This is a genomic window from Acinetobacter sp. NIPH 298 (assembly GCF_000369505.1).
Lineage (GTDB): Bacteria > Pseudomonadota > Gammaproteobacteria > Pseudomonadales > Moraxellaceae > Acinetobacter.
In genome coordinates this window covers 1,950,098-1,970,705 of sequence record NZ_KB850055.1, presented here as the reverse complement: position 1 = coordinate 1,970,705, position 20,608 = coordinate 1,950,098, and the positions used below count along the sequence as shown (strand labels likewise).

The 20,608-nt window shown below is 39.0% G+C and carries 18 protein-coding genes; 11 read left to right on the top strand and 7 right to left on the bottom strand.

Annotation, left to right across the window (positions count from 1 at the left end):
* Positions 1-64: 64 nt before the first annotated feature.
* Positions 65-3,175 carry an efflux RND transporter permease subunit gene (locus F903_RS14065; RefSeq protein ID WP_005197986.1) on the bottom strand — a complete coding sequence of 1,037 codons (3,111 nt, stop codon included), beginning with the start codon at positions 3,173-3,175 and terminating at the stop codon, positions 65-67.
* Complete coding sequence (locus F903_RS14060) at positions 3,175-4,320, bottom strand: efflux RND transporter periplasmic adaptor subunit (RefSeq protein ID WP_005197981.1); 1,146 nt, start codon at positions 4,318-4,320, stop codon at positions 3,175-3,177. Before F903_RS14060 ends, F903_RS14065 begins: the two co-directional genes overlap by 1 nt.
* A gap of 146 nt (positions 4,321-4,466) precedes the next feature.
* Here F903_RS14060 and adeR point away from each other — a divergent pair, with 146 nt between their 5' ends.
* The gene (gene adeR, locus F903_RS14055) at positions 4,467-5,195 is read left to right on the top strand and encodes an efflux system response regulator transcription factor AdeR (protein WP_005197980.1); all 729 of its coding nucleotides are present in this window, start codon (positions 4,467-4,469) and stop codon (positions 5,193-5,195) included.
* Between the two features lie 48 nt (positions 5,196-5,243).
* Positions 5,244-6,320 (top strand): two-component sensor histidine kinase AdeS, encoded by a 1,077-nt coding sequence (gene adeS / locus F903_RS14050; protein ID WP_005197979.1) that lies wholly within the window; start codon positions 5,244-5,246, stop codon positions 6,318-6,320.
* 118 nt (positions 6,321-6,438) lie between these two features.
* Here the strand turns inward: adeS and F903_RS14045 are convergent, their stop codons facing one another.
* The 3 genes from F903_RS14045 to F903_RS14035 all read right to left on the bottom strand — a co-directional run bounded on the left by F903_RS14045 (position 6,439) and on the right by F903_RS14035 (position 10,035).
* On the bottom strand, positions 6,439-7,314 hold the full coding sequence (locus F903_RS14045) for a phytanoyl-CoA dioxygenase family protein (protein WP_005197978.1): 876 nt from the start codon (positions 7,312-7,314) through the stop codon (positions 6,439-6,441).
* A gap of 189 nt (positions 7,315-7,503) precedes the next feature.
* The gene (locus tag F903_RS14040; protein ID WP_171065247.1) at positions 7,504-8,427 is read right to left on the bottom strand and encodes an alpha/beta hydrolase; all 924 of its coding nucleotides are present in this window, start codon (positions 8,425-8,427) and stop codon (positions 7,504-7,506) included.
* Between the two features lie 72 nt (positions 8,428-8,499).
* Positions 8,500-10,035 carry a flavin-containing monooxygenase gene (locus F903_RS14035; protein WP_171065246.1) on the bottom strand — a complete coding sequence of 512 codons (1,536 nt, stop codon included), beginning with the start codon at positions 10,033-10,035 and terminating at the stop codon, positions 8,500-8,502.
* A gap of 416 nt (positions 10,036-10,451) precedes the next feature.
* On the opposite strand from F903_RS14035, the gene F903_RS14030 reads away from it, so the two are divergent.
* Together F903_RS14030 and F903_RS14025 are read left to right on the top strand one after the other, a co-directional pair.
* Positions 10,452-11,057: a TetR/AcrR family transcriptional regulator gene (locus tag F903_RS14030; RefSeq protein WP_005197974.1), complete on the top strand. Its 606-nt coding sequence runs from the start codon at positions 10,452-10,454 to the stop codon at positions 11,055-11,057.
* Positions 11,058-11,302: 245 nt separating this feature from the next.
* Positions 11,303-12,655, top strand: a complete 1,353-nt coding sequence (locus tag F903_RS14025; protein ID WP_005197973.1) for an OmpP1/FadL family transporter — start codon at positions 11,303-11,305, stop codon at positions 12,653-12,655.
* Between the two features lie 510 nt (positions 12,656-13,165).
* Here the strand turns inward: F903_RS14025 and F903_RS14020 are convergent.
* Positions 13,166-13,630: a winged helix-turn-helix transcriptional regulator gene (locus F903_RS14020; protein ID WP_005197971.1), complete on the bottom strand. Its 465-nt coding sequence runs from the start codon at positions 13,628-13,630 to the stop codon at positions 13,166-13,168.
* Positions 13,631-13,797: 167 nt separating this feature from the next.
* On the opposite strand from F903_RS14020, the gene F903_RS14015 reads away from it, so the two are divergent.
* The 5 genes from F903_RS14015 to F903_RS13995 all read left to right on the top strand — a co-directional run bounded on the left by F903_RS14015 (position 13,798) and on the right by F903_RS13995 (position 17,375).
* Positions 13,798-14,664: a metal-dependent hydrolase gene (locus tag F903_RS14015; RefSeq protein ID WP_005197969.1), complete on the top strand. Its 867-nt coding sequence runs from the start codon at positions 13,798-13,800 to the stop codon at positions 14,662-14,664.
* 38 nt (positions 14,665-14,702) lie between these two features.
* A complete protein-coding gene (locus F903_RS14010; protein WP_005197968.1) occupies positions 14,703-15,140 on the top strand; it encodes a PaaI family thioesterase in 438 nt (145 codons plus the stop codon).
* A gap of 120 nt (positions 15,141-15,260) precedes the next feature.
* Positions 15,261-15,944 carry a glutathione S-transferase family protein gene (locus tag F903_RS14005; RefSeq protein ID WP_005197967.1) on the top strand — a complete coding sequence of 228 codons (684 nt, stop codon included), beginning with the start codon at positions 15,261-15,263 and terminating at the stop codon, positions 15,942-15,944.
* Positions 15,941-16,681, top strand: coding sequence for an SDR family NAD(P)-dependent oxidoreductase (locus F903_RS14000; RefSeq protein ID WP_005197965.1), 741 nt, complete (start codon positions 15,941-15,943; stop codon positions 16,679-16,681). Before F903_RS14005 ends, F903_RS14000 begins: the two co-directional genes overlap by 4 nt.
* Before the next feature lies 1 nt (position 16,682).
* On the top strand, positions 16,683-17,375 hold the full coding sequence (locus F903_RS13995) for a Rossmann-fold NAD(P)-binding domain-containing protein (protein ID WP_005197959.1): 693 nt from the start codon (positions 16,683-16,685) through the stop codon (positions 17,373-17,375).
* Here F903_RS13995 and F903_RS13990 read toward each other — a convergent pair.
* Entirely contained in the window at positions 17,372-17,794 is a 423-nt protein-coding gene (locus F903_RS13990) for an Lrp/AsnC family transcriptional regulator (RefSeq protein WP_005197958.1), read from the bottom strand. The genes F903_RS13995 and F903_RS13990 overlap by 4 nt on opposite strands.
* A 226-nt stretch (positions 17,795-18,020) precedes the next feature.
* On the opposite strand from F903_RS13990, the gene F903_RS13985 reads away from it, so the two are divergent.
* Together F903_RS13985 and F903_RS13980 are read left to right on the top strand one after the other, a co-directional pair.
* Entirely contained in the window at positions 18,021-19,295 is a 1,275-nt protein-coding gene (locus F903_RS13985; RefSeq protein WP_171065245.1) for a Glu/Leu/Phe/Val family dehydrogenase, read from the top strand.
* Positions 19,296-19,387: 92 nt separating this feature from the next.
* Positions 19,388-20,593: an aspartate aminotransferase family protein gene (locus F903_RS13980; RefSeq protein WP_005197956.1), complete on the top strand. Its 1,206-nt coding sequence runs from the start codon at positions 19,388-19,390 to the stop codon at positions 20,591-20,593.
* The last annotated feature ends 15 nt before the right edge of the window (positions 20,594-20,608 follow it).

Below are 20,608 nucleotides of genomic sequence, written 5' to 3'. Positions count from 1 at the left end.
ATTTAAAGATTTTGGACACAGGAACAGCAAGGGAAGTTCAGTGAACTCCCTTGTCTTAGCGCATTTAAGATTTAATTTTCTGCTTTGAAGAGAACAATTTTTCGGCTGTACCCAGTACGAAGATAAAGAATACTGGTACAAAGAAAATTGCTAAAATTGTCGCCGAAATCATGCCGCCAAATACACCTGTGCCTAGAGCATGTTGTGTTTCAGAACTTGCCCCTGACGCAATCACTAAAGGAACTACACCACATGTAAAGGCAAGGGAGGTCATTAAGATAGGGCGAAGACGTAGTTTTGCTGCCGCAACAGTTGCTTCAACTAGACTCATACCTTCTTCTTTTAACATTTTTGCGAATTCAACAATCAAAATCGCATTCTTGGCTGAAAGACCAATAATCGTAATCAGACCAATCTTGAAAAATACGTCATTCATTAGTCCTTTGGTCATAATGGCTATGATGGCTCCGAAAATACCTAATGGCACCACGAGCATCACTGAGAGAGGAATTGACCAGCTTTCATAAAGTGCTGCGAGTACGAGGAAGACCACTAACATAGATAAACCAAGTAAAAATGCCATTTGTGATTCTGATTGCTTCTCTTGCAGAGAAATACCTGTCCATTCATAGCCAATACCTTTGGGTAGTTTGGTTATAAGTTTTTCCATTTCACGCATTGCATCACCTGATGAGGTATCGAAGTTCGGAATACCTGCGATACTCAAAGATGGTCGCCCGTTATAACGGTTATATTGTTGTGGTGCTTTGCTCCATTGAGGCGTCACAACTTCTGACAATGAAACCAATTGACCACTTGAACCCATCACTTTTAGATTCAAGATATCTTTGAGTTGCATACGTGATTTTGCATCGACTTGTATAATCACTTGCTGCATGCGACCTTGATTTGGAAAGTCATTGATATACATTGAACCCATTGAAGTCGAGATGATGTCTGAAACATCTGCAAATTTAACACCTAAGGCATTTAATTTTTCTCGGTCAATTTCTAAAGAAATACTGTCTCCTTGAGGCAGACCTTCATTCCAAACCATATAGAACTTTTTATTTTTGGCTGCCATCTCCATCAATTGATCTTGAGCAGCGAGCAATGCAGGCATACCTAAGTTCGCTCGATCTTGCAAACGAAGACTAAATCCAGAGAATGTACCTAATTCATCAATCGCTGGAGGTAAGACAGCCATTGTTGAGCCTTCTTTACTATTTGCCATTGTTTGATTGATTGAATTTGTCATCTCAGACGCAGAGGATGTTCTATCTTTAAAATCCGTGAGTGTTGTAAATGCAACTGCTACATTTTGACCGGCACCACTGAAACCCCAACCTAAGATCGTTGTGTTGCTTTTAACATTAGGATCATCTTTGATACTAGTTTCAAACTCCTTCACTACGTTTTTAGTTCGTTCAGTAGAGGCATCTGATGGAAGTTGGAATGTTGTTAAAAACCAACCTTGATCTTCTTCAGGCATAAAAGCAGTTGGCCATAATTTCATTCCAGCAAAAGTCGCAGCAGTGATGATAATAAACAGCACCATCATTGGAATGGTATGCTTGATCACTTTAAATAAGATGATTTCATATTTTTTTGTGACATTATCAAAGGTACGATCAAACCACGCAAAGAAGCCTTTTTTCTGATGATGTTCATCAATTGGCTTAAGCATAGTCGCACAAAGTGCGGGAGTTAAAATTAATGCCAAAAGGGCAGAAAACAAGATGGATACTGACATAGTCAGCGTAAATTGTTTGTAAATAACGCCGACTGATCCACTCGCAAAAGCCATTGGTAAGAACACAGCAGTAAGTACTAAGGTGATCCCAATGATTGGACTTGTGATCTCTTTCATTGCCTTAGATGTCGCCTCTTTAGGAGGTAGACCTTCTGTTGCCATAATCCGTTCGACATTCTCGACGACAACGATGGCATCATCGACGATAATCCCGATGGCAAGCACCATCCCGAACATGGTAAGGACGTTGATTGAGAAACCTGCCAGTAGCATTACTGCAAATGTCCCTAGCAGGGCAATAGGCGCAACAATAGCTGGAATAAGTGTGTAACGGACATTATGAAGAAACAAATACATCACAATGAAGACCAAAACCATGGCTTCAAGTAATGTATGAATTACCTTTTCAATAGATATTTTGACAAATGGAGCGGTATCGTAAGGAATACTAAATTGCATACCTTCAGGTAAATTGAGCTTTAATTCCTCAATTTTTGCTCTGACACCTTCAGCAGTTTTGACTGCATTTGCACCAGGACTAAGTTGAATCGCTGCTGCCGTTGCTGGTTTACCATTTTCCAAAATAGCAAAGTTATATGCTTGAGAACCAATTTCTACTTTCGCAACATCAGATAGTCTAATTACACTTCCGTTGATTTTACTTTTTAAACTAATGTTCTTGAATTGTTCAACGTCACTCAGTTGTCCTTGGGCAGATAAAGGAACTGTGATTAACTGTCCATTTTCAGTAGGTAAATCGCCTAAACGACCTGGAGCAATTTCGACATTATTCTCACGAATCGCTGCGTTTACGTCACTGATTGAAAGGCCGTAGGACACTAACTTATTTGGATCTACCCAAATACGCATTGCCTTTTCGGCACCAAATGATTGGACTTTACCAACACCTTCAACACGCTTTAATTCTTCAACTACATTTCGAACAAGATAATCGCTCAGATCAACTTCCGAATATTGATTGTTGGGCGAATTAATACCCACCAACATTAAGAAACCTGAAGATGAAGCCTCAACCTGTAGACCTTGTTGGCGAACAATTTGAGGAAGTCTGGCTTCGACGGCTTTAATTTTATTTTGTACATCAACTTGAGCCATATCGACATCTGTACCTGGCTTAAAGGTGACAGATATTTGTGCCATCCCTGACGAGTCTGTAGTTGCACTGTAGTAAAGTAAATTTTTAACACCAGAGAGCTCTCTTTCGATTAAGGTAACTACACTGTCATTAATCGTCTTTGGGGTCGCACCAGGATAGACTGCACTAATGGTAACTTGTGGTGGGGCAACACTCGGAAAGCGAGCGATAGGTAGTTTGGGAATACTAAGTAATCCAAACATAATAATAAAAATCGCGATAACCCATGCAAAGACAGGGCGGCGAATGAAAAATTGTGACATCATCATTGAGCTCCTTTCGCGATAGGGGCTTTCCAATTACTTATTTCAAGCTTTTGATTGGGTTGGATTCGATCAATACCTTCAACGATGACTTTGTCACCCGTTTTCAGCCCTTTGCTGACTAAGTAGAACTGTTCATGTTGTTGTCCAAGTTCAACTGGACGGACATCAGCTAAACCTTTGCTATTAATGACATAGACTTGTGGATCACCATTGTTATTACGTTGGATTGCTTGAGCTGGTACGAGAAGAGCTTGTGGCACAGATGCACGGTCAATACTGACACGAACATACATTCCAGGAAGTAGCTTACGTTCTGAGTTATTTACGACGATACGAATGGTGACATCGCCTGTCTCTGGGTCTACATTGATATCTTCAAATAGCATTTTTGCGCTAACGTTGTATGGTTGACCCTGACTATTGGTAATTCGAACAGTTTTATCGTTATTTGCCGATAATTCGCCGTTTTGTAAGGCAGTCTGTAGACGTTCGTATTCACCAATTGATTGCTTTACATCGACATAGACTTTGTCAATTTGTTGCACAGTCGCTAATGTATTGGTATCACCCTGACTGACGAGAGCACCTTCTGTCACAAATGATTGCCCAATGCGACCTGAAATCGGAGCGCGAACCGTTGCGTATTGCAGATTGAGATTTTGTCTTGTCAGTAAAGCTTTCATTTGTGCAACATCAGCTAGCGCTTGACGATATTCAGCCTGCGCATTGCTCACTTCTTGTTTGCTAATCGCATTACTGGGTAATAATTGTTCATAACGTTCTAATTGAACCTTTAATCGAGCAACTTCTGCTTCGGCTTTGTTTAAAGATGCTTGATTGCTTTTAACATCTGCTTGAAAGGTTTCTGAGTTAATTTTATATAGCGCTTGTCCCGCTTGCACCTCACTGCCTTGAGTAAATAAGACCTTCTCAATGATGCCACCAACTTGTGGGCGGATTTCAGCTGTACGAAAAGCGTGAACACGAGCAGGGAGATTCTCGCTAAAATTCACAGATTTAGGTTGGAGACTTAAGACGCTCACTTTAGCTGGGGGAGTTTCAGCCTGTGGAGTTTCTTCTGAGCCACAACCTTGGATAATTAAACCAATAGATAAAAATAATGGAAGTAAAAGATGCTTTTGCATACTGTCCAAACCTTTGGAGTTTTTGATGCTGCTATTATTTTGACTGAGTGTGTAATCATCATCTTTGAAATGTGGAAAAAGTGTGGAGATCAGCACATAAATAAGCGTATTATGCAGATTGACTGAAATTTTTCGTTGATTTGTCTATGTTCGAATCTTCATTTTCTTTTGATTGCCGCGATAAACAGATTCTTGTTGTAGAAGATGAATATGATATTGGCGATATTATTGAACACTATTTAAAACGTGATGGTATGCGAGTGATTCGAGCGATGAATGGCAAGCAGGCAATCGAAATCCATGCCTCACAAGCGATTGATTTAATCTTACTTGATATCAAATTACCTGAACTCAATGGCTGGGAAGTGCTGAGCAAAATTCGTCAAAAAGCACAGACACCTGTGATTATGCTGACTGCACTAGATCAAGATATTGATAAGGTGATGGCTTTAAGAATTGGTGCAGATGATTTTGTTGTTAAGCCGTTTAATCCCAATGAGGTGGTTGCACGCGTTCAGGCTGTATTAAGAAGAACCCATCAAAAAAATCAAATTTCGCAAAAAAACCTATTTTACAAAAACATTGAAATCAATACCGAAATTCATAGCGTTTATATCAATCAGGCAGACAAAAAATCATTACTCAATCTGACATTAACAGAATATAAAATATTACTTCTCATGATTGATCATCCACATAAGGTGTTCACTCGTGGTGAATTGATGAATCATTGCTTGCCTGACAGTGATGCTTTAGAAAGAACGGTTGATAGCCATGTCAGTAAGCTCAGAAAGAAATTAGAAGAACATGGACTTGAACACATGCTGATTAATGTTCGAGGGGTGGGATATAGACTTGATTATCCGCAAGAATAATAAGATTGGATAGAAACAAGCTGACATGCTACAAGTTGAGAAAAGACAATGAAAAATAAATTAGGGATTAATAAGCAATTTTTTATTGCTTTTAGTATGGTGAATTTAAGTATCACTTTATTGTCTGTATTTGTAGGCTATATAGTTTATAACTATGCAATTGATCATGGCTGGATTTCACTAAGCTCTCTGCAAGGCGACTTCACAGATTTCCATTTGGTTGACTGGATTTGGTTAGGTATAGTCATTTTATGTGGTTCAATTATTTCTTTAATTATTGGAATGCAATTGGCAAAAAGATTTATTGTGCCCATTAATTCATTGGCTGATGCAGCGAATAAAATTAGTGAGGGGGACTTGTCCGCAAGAGCAAATGACCAAAAAATCCATTCTTCTGAGATTTCAAAATTAATTATAAACTTTAATGATATGGCACAAAAATTAGAAAGCTCTGTACAAAATGCTCAAGTTTGGAATGCAGCGATTGCACATGAATTAAGAACACCTATTACAGTACTACAAGGACGATTACAAGGCATCGTAGATGGCGTGTTTGAGCCAGAGCCAAATTTAATCAAAAGTTTATTAAATCAAGTAGAAGGGTTGTCTCATTTAGTGGAAGATTTAAGAACAATTAGTTTATTTGAAAATAATCAACTCAAGCTCAATATTGAGCCGCTTGATTTTCTGAGATGTGTTGAAAAAGTTGTGCTGATGTTTGATGAAAAATTAAAAGAGGCAAAGCTGCGTATTGATTACGATATTTCTAATGATATTGTATTCTGCGATAAGCGTCGCATGGAGCAAGTCCTGATTGCTTTGGTGGATAATGCAATCAGATATTCTAATCCTGGAGTTTTGAGAATTAGATCTTCAGTTCAGCAAGACAAATGGACACTAGAAATAGTTGATGAGGGGCCAGGAATCCCTGTTGAATATCAGAAAGAATTATTTGATCCATTTTATAGAGTTGAGCAATCTAGAAATAAAGCTTTAGGGGGTACGGGTTTAGGCTTGGCTGTAGTTCACGCAATTGTTCTTGCTCATTCAGGCTCGATTCGATATGAAAATGTTAATGCCAATAGTGCATTCATTATTGAGCTAAAAAATAATAAGCTTAAATAAAACAAAGAAACCTCCATGGCTAGAGATTTCTTTGTTCAAACATTTCAAGCAATATTATCGATACACTATTTTTAGAAAAACATATTACTTTACTGATGTTTATATCTTAGACAAAGAGCTAGATGATTCCTGTTGTCTTAAACTCTTGATTGTTTAGCATATCAATTGGATTCATCATTATTCCATCGTGTTCGACAAATCCAACAAATGTTGTACTCATGTTCCAACCAAGTAATCCTTTAAGTTCATCTGGAAAGTTTTTAACGGTTTCTGTTGATAGAGATAAATAATGATTTTCTTCTTGACGCAGGAAACCCAGATCATAAGACATGGTTAAACCAATACGAGGTTCATTACTTACATTTGCTCCACCACCATGATAGGTTGAACCAATCCATATCAACGCATCACCAGCTTTCATTTCAGCTGCAACAGTTTCATCTTCTTTCGGTGCTCTTTCATCATCCCATAAATGACTAGCAGGAATGACGCGAGTAGCACCATTTTCTTCAGTGAAATCAGTCACAGCGAACATGATTTGTACTCTAGCTTCACGTCCGTATACGGGATGCTGCCACATCCAAACTGTATCATCACGATGTAAGGGTTGTGCTTTTTGACCTGGCCAAATCTGAATAGCTTGGGTTACACCAACTTGAATGTCTGGGCATAATTCGATTTGAAGCTCACCACTCCAAGCCTGTAATGGGGTTTGAAGAATAGCTTTTGCAGTGTCCAAGAATACTGGATTCATTGCAACCAATGGCATTTGAGGTAAACGTGCAAATAATCGACTCATTCTGCGGGTTTTTGTACCTGCAAAATAATCATCTACACCATTTGGAATTAATTCTAATTGTTGAGATAAGGTCTGATAAATATCTTGAGTGATATCATCATCTAAAAAGTTCTCAATGATGACACCACCATCTCTTTTAATAATCGAAACGATTTCATCGATTGTTGAATCTTTGCTTAATTTAACGAGTGACATAAGACTTCCTTTTCGTTCTTGGTGAGGAGTATTTCAAAGCACTCAAATGAGTGACTTGGTAACACGATTGGTTTTCATACATATCCGTCAATTTAACTATTCAATATTAGCGAACTAATTTTTTGAGATAGTCGAGTGGCGACATGATGTATGTTATTGAATTAAAGTATTTTCTATAATGAAAGTGGATTACCTTTCATGTTTGCTTGTTTTAGGAGCTAATGTTTTCTTTAAAAAATTAATCTGATCATTGAGCACTGCTCCGTGCCATGATTCTGTGTAGAAATCAAAATGATCAATAGGATATTCCAGTAACTTGGAAGGACCTTGAATCAGACTGGCAGTTTTTCGAGCTGGGTCGGGTGGTGCAATTTGGTCATTAGAACCCACTTGTATCAACGTCGGGCACGTCACATTTTTTGCAAAAGTTACTGGTCGGTTGTATGAGACTTCTAAGGCTGCACGAGCACAGACTTCATTACGCCAAGTTGGACCTGCCATAGAGGTATAGCTTTCTTCAGCACCAGGTGTACTAATCATTGCAGCTGTGCCAGGTTGTCCAACTATTGGGATGAGATGAGGAGGGCGTTGAGCTATGGCATGAATTAAATCTTTTATGCCATGTCCTATTGCAGTCGTTATTTGCTTTAGGCCACCATATTGGAATACTTGTTTTAACGCTGCTAAACCATCTGTAGCAGGGTTCATGGAGACGACTGCCGATACTTTTTGATCCTGTGCGGCGACTACAACGACATGACCACCAGAATATGAAGTACCCCATAGAACTATGCGATTGCGGTCAACGAGTGGCAAACTTCGTGCAGCTGCGATTGCTGCGTGATAATCTTCACGTTGGTTAATATAAGACACGTGTTGTCTTGGTAAGCCTGCTGACTCGCCAAAGCCTCGATAGTCAAATATGAAAGCATCAAAACCAGCATGACTAAACGGCTCAGCAAAATCTAATAACCCTGTATCTTTTGTACCACCAAAGCCTGTTGCCATAACAATGCAAGGTCGTCCTCGAGATGTCATGAACTCATCTGAAGTTGCAGGTATATACCATGCAGAACAGGTAATTCCCTTACTTCTAAATTTAATATTTTCCATCATATTTTTCCTAAATTATTGTTTATCTCTGCTTTTTAATTGAAAACAGAGATATACGATTTGATCGTGATATTAAGCTTGGATCTTTATCTGTTCTGAGATAGGTTTTTCAGCAACAAGCTTTGGTTTTTGCTTGAATTGAGCAGTGGTAAAAAGTAATTCCTTATCGAATACTGAACCTTTTTGCAGTCGTTCTAAGTCGAATTTATAATCTTGTTTTACAATCCATGGACCTTCTGTACCAGCCATAGGAAATTGCGCAATGCTGCGTTGGATATAACCTGAGTTCAAATCCACAAATGGCACACGTTTCATATCTTTATTACGAATTACTGGTGTGAAAGTTTCGTAGTGATTTTGATCCATGTAGTCCATGAGTCGACAAAAATGTTTCCATACTAGATCGACTTTTAAAGTCCATGCTAGATTGGTATAACCAAATGCGAAGGCAAAGTTTGGAACATCTGACAGCATCATTGATTTAAAAATTGTCGTGTCTGGGTAGTTTATTTTTTTCCCATCCACAATCAATTGCGACTTGCTAAATGCGACAGCATTAAGACCTGTAGCGGTAATAATGATATCGGCTTCCAGCATTTTTCCTGATTTAAGTAAAATGCCTTCTTTGGTAAAATGCTCAATATGATCAGTGACTACAGATGCTTTACCCGCAGAAATCGCTTTGAACATGTCTCCATCTGGTACAACACATAAACGTTCATCCCACGGATTGTATTTCGGTGAAAAATGAGTGCCTACATCAAAGTCTTTTGGCAGATTTCGTTGTACATCCGAGATTAAAAAGCGACGCATCAGCTTTGGAAAGCGACGACTTAAATTGTAGACGCCCCGCGTCAAGGCAATATTTTTACGTCGGATCAGATCGAAAGCACGTTGCGGTGAGAGAACACCATTAAGAGTATTTGCGATTGCATCTGTACTTGGCGCTGCCATGACATAGCTTGGTGATCTCTGGAGCATGGTAATATGCCCAACCTTGTCAGCCATTGCAGGAATTAAGGTCACGGCTGTCGCGCCACTACCAATCACTACGACTTTTTTGCCAGAATAATCTAGGTTCTCTGGCCAGTGTTGAGGATGAAGGATGAGTCCTTGAAATTCCTCAGTTCCCTTAAACTCAGGTGTATAACCGTTATCATAGTCATAATAACCTGTACTCATTAGTAAGAAGCGGGAGCGGAAAGTAGTTAATGCTTTCTGATTTTTACGCTTCACTTTCACCGTCCAAAGACCTTCGGAAGAAGAGAATTCAGCACTGGTCATATAGTGTCCAAAGTGAATGTGAGATTCGATGTCATTTTCAGTGATCGTTTCTTTTAAATAATTACAGATCATTTGAGCACTGCCAAAAACCCTTTTATTGGTCCAAGGTTTAAAGCCAAATGCAAAAGACTGCATGTCTGAATCTGAACGAATGCCTGGGTAACGGAATAGGCTCCATGTGCCTCCAATTTCGTCACGGCCTTCTAGTAGAGCGAATGTCGTATTCGGTCTATATTTTTTTAGATGATATGCTGCGCTAATACCTGAGATCCCTGCGCCGATAATTAAAACATCAGTAATAGCAATTTGGTCTGATGTACTCATATCTTTTTCCTCTTCACACAATTTTAGTAAATTGAGCATCAGTTAGATTCTCTAAGATGATGATTTTTAATCTTCATTTTCCCTGATGAACAAAAGCCTTAATTCAATTCGCTATCATTCAGATTTAAATCTTGAATCACGTTTTAGGCATGTAAATATTATTAAGCTAGTAATTACACTATGTCAATGACCATGTGTAATTATTGCAATATTGACTCTCAGGTTGAGTTATCAATAAAGAGAAATGATAAGTATGGTCTAATTAAACTTATGAATTATATAATTTATATTTTATTTTTATATAATAAAGTTTTTCTGATTACAAGCGGGTAGAGAGAACGCACAATCGCACAAAGACTTGTCGAAAGATTTATTAATACCTACAATGACGCTATGCCAATAGGAAATGGGACCATATGACAACTTCTCGCCGTAGACCTAAACATGATCCAAAAGAATCTGAGCGAGAAATATTAGAAGCTGCTGAACAGTTTTTAAATGAACATCATTTTCGTGATCTCAATATTGATGAGGTCATGCGCCGTACAGGTTTAAAACGCCCAGCTTTTTATGTCCATTTCCGGGATAAACACGATCTTACGCTTCGTCTTGTTGAGAGTATTGCTAGAGAATTGTTTAATATCACAGAACGATGGTTGGCAGGAAATAATCTTCAAGATGATTTAGAACGTGCCTTGGTCGATTCTATAAATGTCTATATACAACATGGTCGTTTATTAAGGGCCTTTGTCGAAGCAGCAAGTGGAGACGAACGTGTTGATAGTGTCTATCGAAAGATAATTCAAGACTTTATCAAGGCGGCTGCTCAACACATAAGAGCAGAACAACAGGCAGGAAATATTAAAAAAAATTTAGATATCGACGAAACAGCGAAAGCACTGATTTGGTTGGAAGAACGTTATCTTTCAGAAGCATTTGGGCGTTCATCACCTGTAGAACCTGAGGTCGTTATCCGTGTACTCCGAAATATTTGGACTTCAACACTTTATGAGAATAAATAAAACATTATCTGTAATTTAATTTTTTATGTGAAATATTTTATTTATTAATTGGTTGTATCAAATACAACAGTCAAGCACTGCAATTTTTTGCATAAATTACACATAGTCATTGACACTGTGTAATTTATTTATCAGTATATTCCTTATCCATTTTATCTTGTCTTCTTGATGGTAAATGGATAGGGAAATTTTTAATCATTAGTGTGATTGAGCAAAAAATTATAATTTTCAGGATGAATTTAATAATGGAAAAATCTGTATGTAAGGAGAGAGCGGGCTTATTTGGATTATTCTCGAAAACTAGAGAAATGATTCGAAATAATTGCTTCAATGGCTTATTTCCTAAGATCCATCGGTTCGGATTAGCTCCTGTTATGTCTGGCATAATCGGTGTGTTGATCAGTGATTATACTCAAGCTTCCGCACTTGATCAGTCTGGTCAATCAATACTACCATTTCTAGAGAGTGGTAATTATTTTGAAGTGAATGCATTTGCTGTTGATGCTTCTATTACAGGTGTAGTTCATGATCGCCCAAATCTTGTGCGTGTGAATCAAAGCCGTGATACAGGTGATATTGGGCAAAATGTGCAATTTTATACAGCTGCATTGAAGCTACAATTAACTGATCAGTTTAGTTTCGGCCTGCTTTACGACCAACCATTTGCGGCAAAAACTGCATATCCACTCCGCCCCAACAATAGCTATTCAGATAATGATTTTAGTCAGGAAGGTACATCCGTAAATGTAGAGAGTCAGGACTTAAGTTTTATTTTTGGATATTCACCTTTTAAGAACTTCCAGATTTATGGCGGGCCTGTTTATCAGGAGATTAAAGGAAAAGCTTCTTTTCGAGGCATGGCGTATACCGAGGCTTTTAATGGTTACGAGGCGAATTTCAAAGAAAAAGGAGAGTTGGGCTGGCTTGCTGGGGCGAGTTATCAAATTCCAGATATTGCATTGAAAGCGGCTGTCACTTATCGCTCCAAAATCAAATATAAATTTCAGGTCGATGAAAGTATATTTGGTGAACCATTGCAGTATGTCAAAGCAGCAAAAACGACAATCGAAACCCCTCAATCCGTCAATATCGATTTTCAAACTGGAGTTGCTGAAAACACAATTGCTTATATGAATTTGAGATGGGTGAATTGGAAAGATTTTAATATCCGTCCAACCCAATATAACGCACTTACCGCAGATTTTCTGGATGAACTTACGGGAGGAGCATACAAGGAAGGCGTTGATTTAGATTCGTATCAAAAGGATCAATATAATGCCACGATAGGAATAGGTCATCAATTTACAGAAAAATGGAGTCTTGCCACCGATGTCGGGTGGGATTCTGGAACGGGTAATCCTGCTTCTACACTGGGGCCAATGAAGGGTTCATGGTCAATGGGTATCGGTGCGCAGTTCAATCCTGCACAGAATTATTTTATCGCAGCTGGTGTTAAATACTACTGGTTAGGAGATGCCAAGTCCGAAGATGGTGCCTACTATTTACCTATTGAAGGAATTAAAGAAATGGCAGAACAGGCTGAATTTAAAAATAATCATGCTATCGCTTATGGTTTAAAAATTGGTTACCGGTTCTAAATGTAAGAGAAGGAGTGGTTGAGTTCAGCTACTTCTTAAAAATACAAAAAATGCATGGAGTCAAGATCGGGTAAGTTTGATTTTTATACGAATAAAAGTTAAATAAAACAGCATGTTATTAATCTAGTTGAACTGGCGCCATCTTCACCAAAATTCTCTATATAAAAAGCCGCTTATCATAAGTGGTTTTTTTATTGACATATTTTCTGACTTAATCCAATAGAGTTTGACCTCATTTTTGCATCTCTGGGTAAAAATTGGGAAAATTTTACCCTCGAAAGAGGTATCTGTCACTTCTATTAACGATGGTTGATCAACAAAACAAATCTAACCCATTAAAAAAGTTATTTTAAATCCGCAACAATTCAGATTCATTTAAGCTTAGCCAATTAGTCTATGCATAGGTTAAAGCAGTATCAGTATGAAAAACCCTTCGCCACATTCCTCAGATGTGGCTTTTTTTTATGTCTAAAATTCAAGATTTATAGTTTTATTTTAGAATTTAATATATTAAATCTTCTTCATTTCTTCTGAAACATAGACAGGGGACATTTGTCTTGCATCAAGTTCTTCACCGCAGCAGTCACATGTAAGCGTGGGCTTGGTGACATTACCACAGCTTTTATGTAGATAGCGAAGTTCTGGGAATTCTTTATTTTCATTTTGCCAAAGATTTCCCCAACCACTCATGGTGACAAGGATTGGGTAAAGTGCCAGTCCTTTTTCTGTCAGCCTATATTCATACCTTTTTGGTGCTTCATGATAGAGCACTTTTTCAAAAATATTGTTATCTACCAAACGATTAATCCGTTCAGTTAATAAATGACGAGTGATACCCAACTGCTTTTGAAAGTCATCAAAACGTCGAGTTTTCATAAAGGCGTTACGAATAATAAGTAAGGTCCAACGATCCCCAAAGATAGACAACGTCCTTGCGATTGGGCAGTTCATTTCACCGAGTTCATGCCATTTCATTGAATACCCCATCTATTTATCTTTACAGGAACAAGACTGTCATTTTAGGACAACTTGAGCCATTAAGACATCCGCTTTATTGACAATATATCTTAGCATCGTTATTTTGATTATATAAGTTCTTTTTTGGAACTTGCTATTTTGAGATAAACTTTTTGAGGTGAGTCATGTCTGTATCCGTGTTGAAAGAAAAAACAAAGCAAAAAACACCTGCATCATTTCCTGTACGTCGTATGGATTATGAGTTTGCAGATATGCCAAAGTATTGGTGTAATAATGAGCCTACTTTTACTCATTACTTCACAGGCTTATCCACGTTATTTCCTGAGGGCGAATCCTACTTTGTGCGATCAGTACGTGCTTTGCGTGGACAGGTAAAAGAGAATGAGCAATTAGACCGTGATATTGGTGCCTTTATCGGTCAAGAAGCCATGCATTCCAAAGAGCACCACGCATTTCACCTTAGTGCTCAACAATATGGTTTAGACCCTGAGTCATTAGAAAAAATCACGGGAACTATTCTCAAAGCAATTGAAAAAACGTTCCCAAAAAAATGGAATTTATTAGTCACAGTCGGTCTAGAACATTACACCGCAGTACTGGTGGTGGAAATGATGAAAAACGTCAATGAACTAATGACCGATGAAACCATTCGTAACCTCTGGTTATGGCATAGTGTTGAGGAGACAGAGCATAAAGCCGTTGCCTATGATATGTATCAATATTTGTATGGTCAGGGTTTGGCAGCTTACATTCCCAGAGTCACGATTTTTACACTGAGCATTGTTTTGATCACCCTGATGTCAAATGTTTATCAAGTGATGTTAATGTCTAGAGATAAACAAATGCTGAACCTAAAATCTTGGGCCAAATTTGCTGGGTTTACGGTACAGTCATATCGGAAGTTGGTCCCACAGTTTTTCTCTTATTATCGTTTTAACTTTCATCCAAATGATACGGATGAATCTGAAATCGTGGCGCAAACCAAAATAAAAATTGGTTTGTCTCCAGAACAATCGACCTTTATTCATTAAAAAATATTTTTAGTTTTTTCATTAGATAGGTAACAGGTATGAATCCATCAAATATGACTGGTTTAGAACTCATGCAAGCATTTCAGCAAGGCTTAGTACCAGCGCCGGGTATTGCGAAAACAATGGGGATGGAAGGTGTCGGTGAGGTTGAATATGGTCGTATCGTATTTATTGCGATCGCGGATGAACGTCATACCAACCCACTAGGCGGCGTGCATGGCGGTTTTGCTGCGACAGTTTTGGACTCAGTGACAGGCTGTGCAACACATACTGTGCTTGCGGCAGGTGAGGGATATGGAACAACCGATTTAGCCATTAAAATGTGCCGTCCTATGCCCTTTAATAAAAAGTTGATTGCTGAAGGCAAGGTCATCAATGTCGGAAAGAATTTGGTGATTTCTGAAGGTTATCTTCGTGATGAAGAAGGTAAATTGTATGCCCATGCGACAGCGACTAACATGATTATTCGTGCTTAGCTGAAGTGTAAGGTGTATAGCCTCTAAGTGATATGCTTCATTGGGAGCATATTGCTTTTATTTATGCCTCCTACAAATCTCACTCTGTACAAGTAACATAATAATTTTATAGGGAAAACAATGAAAAAATCAGCGGTGTTACATCAATGGGAAATTTCACCTTTCTGCCAGAAAGTAGCCAGAATGTTGAGGTTCAAAGAAATTGCATTTGAAACCGTAAACTACAATGGTGTTTTGGGTGCAAAAGTTCCCATGCTCAGCAAAGTCGGTAAAGTACCTGTATTAGATATCAATGGACAGCGGATTCAAGACAGTACCCGTATCGCACGTTATTTAGATGAAACCTATCCTGATTTACCACGTCTTTATCCGCTTGATCCGATACAAAAGGCTTATGTTGAGTTGTGGGAAGACTGGGCAGATGAGTTATTGTATTTCTACGAAATCCATTTTCGAGTCAGTGATGCTAATGCCTTAAACCACGCTGTTGCGATTAGTGCTGAAGGTCGTCCTAAGCATGAGGTGATTTTGATGAAACCCTTATTAAAGTCGGCACTCAGTTTCCAACTGAAAATGCAGGGCACAGGACGTATGGCAAAAGTCGATATCGAAGCTGAGTTTATTCGTCATCTAGAACGTATTGAACTGGTGCTAGGTGCTACAGGTTGGTTGGTTAGTGATCGTAAAACGGTTGCAGATATTGCAGTGGGTTCACAACTTTTAGAGATTATACGCACCAGTAAAATTTGGGGACCGAAAATTAACAGTTATCCAAACATCGCGGCTTGGATAAAACAGATATGAGTATGCGAGTCGCTGTCGTCATTGGGGTGGGGGCAGAGCAAGGCATCGGTGCAGCCATATCACGGCGTTTTGCTCAAGTCGGTTTAAAAGTTTATGTGGTTGGTCGAACCCTCAATAAGTTGCAAGCAGTGACTCAAACCATTACTCAGCACAGTGGAAATGCTGTTGCTTATAAACTAGATGCAGAAGATCCTGAACAGATTCAGTCTTTATTTAAGACAATTATTTCTCAGAATGAACAGCTTGAAGTGGTTGTACATAATGTCGGTGGCAATATTCCATCTCTGTTTTTAAAAACCAAGCTTTCATTCTTTTCAAACATGTGGCGGTCTACCTTTCTATCTGCCTATTTGGTTTCACAATCGTGCCTCAAGATTTTTGAGCAGCAACAAAAAGGAACCTTGATTTTCACGGGTGCAAGTGCATCCATACGTGGCAAACCTTTTTTCGCAGCATTTACCATGGGCAAATCGGCGCTACGTGCTTATGCGCTCAATTTAGCAAGTTTGTATAAGCCGAAAAATATACATATTGCGCATGTTGTGGTTGATGGCATGGTCGATGGTGATCGAGTCAATAAAGCCTTATTCGGACTTGGGCGTTTAGTAAGATTAACGCGTGGTACTGGTGGCTTAAATATCGAGGCAATAGCAGACAATTATTTAATGCTATATCAACAAAGCAATGATTTATGGACACATGAATTAGATTTACGTCCTTATCAGGAGCGGTTTTAAGATGAAAAGAATCCTTAATCAATTCTTTCAACAAGCCTTAGAACCACAAGGTTGCATCGTTGTGGTTGGTGATGAAATACATCATCTTAGCCATGTTTGTATGGAACAGAGTAAGCAAAAAAAGTTGCATGTTTATCAAGTCTTGAGTGATGCTAAACACCCTTCAATACACATAGAATGCCAGAATCCAGAACTTACGACGATCTATTTAAATTTAGTCAATCCTGTTGCATTAAAAAACTTGATGCAGCACATGCGACAGCAAGCACATCACATTGAACTCTGTATATTTCAACCTAGTTTTAAAGTATTGAATGAAGAAGATATGCTTTCTACTCAACAAGTGCAGTTACAGTGGGAAAACACAGGGCTAAGTGCGGTCAGTATTTCACAAATAATCATTAAGCATATGCTTGCACAGAGAAAAGGCACATTCATTTTCCTTGGCATGCAAAATAAAATAATATCAAATGCTGATCTTCTCGCTCAAAGTATGTTTGCCAGTATTCGGGCATTATCACAGTCATTATCAAGAGAGTTTCATCCTAAAGGGATTCATATTGCGTATTGTGAGCTAGAAACATGGCATAGCCAGAATCAGCCATTAATGAAATCTATTCACCAACTATGCTGGCATATTCACAAACAACCTAACTCCACTTGGAGTCAGGAAGTGAGTATAAGAGGGCTTTAAATTTTATAAGTCGATAGCAAAATACTGGTTTCACTGTTATAAATCCCTGAAATATTTCGAATCCTTTCTAGGGCCTTATCAAAATTCTCTAAACTATCTGATTGTAATTCCACCAAAATATCCCATTTCCCATTGGTGGTATGCAGGCGCTCCACTGCAGATTCTAAGCGTAATTCTCGAATGACGGCCTGCGCTTTGGTTCCTTCAACCATAATGCTCATCCATGCTCGAATGATATTTTTTTCTGTATTTGGGCGGAAACGCACCGTATATCCTGTAATGACACCAGTCGATTCCATGTATTCAATACGCTTCTGTACAGTTGCCCTCGATACGCGTGTCTTGGCAGCCAAATCTGTGATCGACATCCGTGCATTGTCTTTCAGTAATCCTAAGAGAATATGATCAATATTGTTCATTTTGATATTTACTATGAGCAGATTGCTAAAAAATAATTCATTTTAGTCATAAAAACAAATTTTATGAATCATTTTGATTCTTAATAATAATGATTATACGAAGCCCCAAACATTTCACTCAATTTTATGAAGCTGAATGTGGATCAGGGAGGATGGGGTGAAAAGGAGACCCTGAATAAAAAGGGAATCTGTAGATAACAGGGATAATTGATTAATTAAGGAACAGATGATGTCTTTATCATATACGGATCAAAATAGCGGTGCTTGGCAAACTTATCTCACTCAAATTGATCGAGTGACACCTTATTTAGATGCGGACCTCAGCAATTTTGTGAATACGCTAAAACGCCCAAAACGTACCTTAATCGTGGATGTTCCAATTGTGATGGATGATGGAAGTATTCGTCATTTTGAAGGATACCGCGTACAGCACAACTTGTCGCGTGGTCCGGGTAAAGGCGGTATCCGCTATCATCATGATGTTGAATTGAATGAAGTCATGGCATTATCTGCTTGGATGACCATCAAAACTGCCGTACTCAATCTGCCATTTGGTGGTGCCAAAGGTGGTATCCGTGTCAATCCTAAAGAACTTTCACCACGTGAATTAGAGCGTTTAACCCGTCGTTTTACCAGCGAAATCAGCCCAATTATCGGCCCTCAAATTGATATTCCTGCACCGGATGTGGGTACAAATGCCGATATTATGGGTTGGATGATGGATACCTACTCAAGTATCAAAGGTCATACTGTAACCGGCGTAGTAACAGGTAAACCTGTACATTTAGGTGGTTCGTTGGGGCGTGTTCGTGCAACAGGTCGTGGAGTATTCGTTACTGGCTTAGAAGTCGCCAAAAAAATAAATCTGGTTGTCGAAGGCAGTAAAGTTGCGGTTCAGGGTTTTGGTAATGTAGGTAACGAAGCCGCATATTTGTTTAGTCATGCAGGTGCAAAAGTGGTTTGTGTACAAGACCATACAGGCACTATTTTTAATGCTGAAGGTTTAAACGTAAAAGCATTGCAAAACCATGTTACAGAACAGGGTGGCGTGATGGGTTATGCCGATGCCACAGTGATTGCAGATGAAGCATTTTGGGATGTCGATATGGACATTCTGATTCCTGCGGCATTAGAAGGTCAGATTACCGTTGAACGTGCGCAAAAGTTAAAGGCCAAAATCGTACTTGAAGGCGCAAATGGTCCAACTTATCCAGAGGCAGATGATGTCTTTATTGATCGAAATATCATTGTTGTCCCAGATGTAATTTGTAACGCTGGTGGTGTGACCGTCAGTTATTTCGAATGGGTTCAAGACATGGCGAGTTACTTCTGGACAGAAGATGAAATCAATGAACGCCTCGATAAATTAATGATTCAAGCAACGGCGGATGTTTGGGAAATCGCTCAACATAAAGCATGTAGTCTGCGTACTGCGGCGTATATCTTGGCGTGTGAACGTATTTTAAAAGCGCGTAAAGAACGCGGTATTTTCCCTGGATAAATTTGTATATCAGTTTAAAACTGGGCTGTGAAATATTGAAATAGATTGATGTTTAAACAGCCCAACGATCAAACAGGAAGTGAGTAAATAAAATGAGCAATGTCGCGATTACACGTAGCAATTTTAATGATTGGATGGTTCCCGTTTTTGCGCCAGCAAATTTCATTTTAGTGCGTGGTGAAGGCTCTCGGCTGTGGGATCAAAATGAAAAAGAATATATTGATTTTGCAGGCGGAATTGCAGTCAATGCGCTAGGTCATGCCCATCCAGTTGCGGTCAATGCGCTGACAGAACAAGCGCAAAAGCTTTGGCATATTGGTAATGGTTATACCAATGAGCCTGTATTGGGTCTTGCAAAACAATTGGTCGATAGTACTTTTGCCGACAAAGTATTTTTCTGTAACTCTGGTGCAGAAGCCAATGAAGCTGCGTTAAAACTGGCGCGTAAAGTCGGTCTATTAAGCGGCAACCCGAAAAAGAATCATATCGTTGCATTCAAAAATGCCTTTCATGGTCGTACTTTGTTTACCGTGACTGCTGGTGGTCAACCGAAATATTCTCAAGATTTTGCGCCACTGCCTGAAGGTATTGAACATACCGCGTTCAATGACTTAGAGGCTGCAAAAGCGGTGATCACTGAAGATACTTGCGCGGTGATTGTTGAACCGATCCAAGGTGAGGGTGGTGTTGTTCCTGCTGATCTTGAGTTCTTAAAAGGTTTACGTGCGCTGTGTGATGAAAAAGGCGCAGTGCTGATTTTTGATGAAGTACAAACAGGTGTCGGTCGTACAGGTTCGCTCTACGCTTATATGAATACAGGTGTTACACCAGATATTTTGACCACAGCAAAAGCACTCGGTGGTGGTTTCCCTATAGGTGCCATGATCACCACGAATAAATACGCCAACATGTTTGCGGTGGGTGATCACGGCACAACTTATGGTGGCAATCCATTGGCCTCTGCGGTGGCCGCAGCGGTATTTGGATTTATCAACACACCTGAGGTTTTAGATGGGGTCAAACAGCGTCATCAGTACTTTGTCGATGCTTTAAATAAAATCAATGCTGAATTTGATTTGTTCAAAGAAATTCGTGGGCAGGGCTTACTGATTGGTTGTGTACTCAAAGATGAATATGCTGGCAAAGCCAAAAATATCGTCACTTTAGCGGGTGAGGAAGGTCTTTTAGCTTTGGTTGCAGGTGCTGACGTGGTGCGTTTTACCCCTTCACTGATTATTCCAAAAGAAGATATTGATGAAGGTCTAAATCGTTTTGCTCGTGCTTTAGCACGCCTCTAAATCTTTAGTGAGCAT

What these genes read in the sequence shown, in the direction of transcription:
- adeR (WP_005197980.1), top strand. Translation starts at nt 4,467, where the DNA reads ATGTTCGAATCTTCATTTTCTTTTGATTGCCGCGATAAACAGATTCTT.
- F903_RS14030 (WP_005197974.1), top strand. Translation starts at nt 10,452, where the DNA reads ATGACAACTTCTCGCCGTAGACCTAAACATGATCCAAAAGAATCTGAG.
- F903_RS14005 (WP_005197967.1), top strand. Translation starts at nt 15,261, where the DNA reads ATGAAAAAATCAGCGGTGTTACATCAATGGGAAATTTCACCTTTCTGC.
- F903_RS14020 (WP_005197971.1), bottom strand. Translation starts at nt 13,630, where the DNA reads ATGAAATGGCATGAACTCGGTGAAATGAACTGCCCAATCGCAAGGACG.
- F903_RS13980 (WP_005197956.1), top strand. Translation starts at nt 19,388, where the DNA reads ATGAGCAATGTCGCGATTACACGTAGCAATTTTAATGATTGGATGGTT.
- F903_RS13990 (WP_005197958.1), bottom strand. Translation starts at nt 17,794, where the DNA reads ATGAACAATATTGATCATATTCTCTTAGGATTACTGAAAGACAATGCA.
- F903_RS14045 (WP_005197978.1), bottom strand. Translation starts at nt 7,314, where the DNA reads ATGTCACTCGTTAAATTAAGCAAAGATTCAACAATCGATGAAATCGTT.
- adeS (WP_005197979.1), top strand. Translation starts at nt 5,244, where the DNA reads ATGAAAAATAAATTAGGGATTAATAAGCAATTTTTTATTGCTTTTAGT.
- F903_RS14040 (WP_171065247.1), bottom strand. Translation starts at nt 8,427, where the DNA reads ATGGAAAATATTAAATTTAGAAGTAAGGGAATTACCTGTTCTGCATGG.
- F903_RS13995 (WP_005197959.1), top strand. Translation starts at nt 16,683, where the DNA reads ATGAAAAGAATCCTTAATCAATTCTTTCAACAAGCCTTAGAACCACAA.
- F903_RS14000 (WP_005197965.1), top strand. Translation starts at nt 15,941, where the DNA reads ATGAGTATGCGAGTCGCTGTCGTCATTGGGGTGGGGGCAGAGCAAGGC.
- F903_RS13985 (WP_171065245.1), top strand. Translation starts at nt 18,021, where the DNA reads ATGATGTCTTTATCATATACGGATCAAAATAGCGGTGCTTGGCAAACT.
- F903_RS14015 (WP_005197969.1), top strand. Translation starts at nt 13,798, where the DNA reads ATGTCTGTATCCGTGTTGAAAGAAAAAACAAAGCAAAAAACACCTGCA.
- F903_RS14010 (WP_005197968.1), top strand. Translation starts at nt 14,703, where the DNA reads ATGAATCCATCAAATATGACTGGTTTAGAACTCATGCAAGCATTTCAG.
- F903_RS14065 (WP_005197986.1), bottom strand. Translation starts at nt 3,175, where the DNA reads ATGATGTCACAATTTTTCATTCGCCGCCCTGTCTTTGCATGGGTTATC.
- F903_RS14060 (WP_005197981.1), bottom strand. Translation starts at nt 4,320, where the DNA reads ATGCAAAAGCATCTTTTACTTCCATTATTTTTATCTATTGGTTTAATT.
- F903_RS14025 (WP_005197973.1), top strand. Translation starts at nt 11,303, where the DNA reads ATGGAAAAATCTGTATGTAAGGAGAGAGCGGGCTTATTTGGATTATTC.
- F903_RS14035 (WP_171065246.1), bottom strand. Translation starts at nt 10,035, where the DNA reads ATGAGTACATCAGACCAAATTGCTATTACTGATGTTTTAATTATCGGC.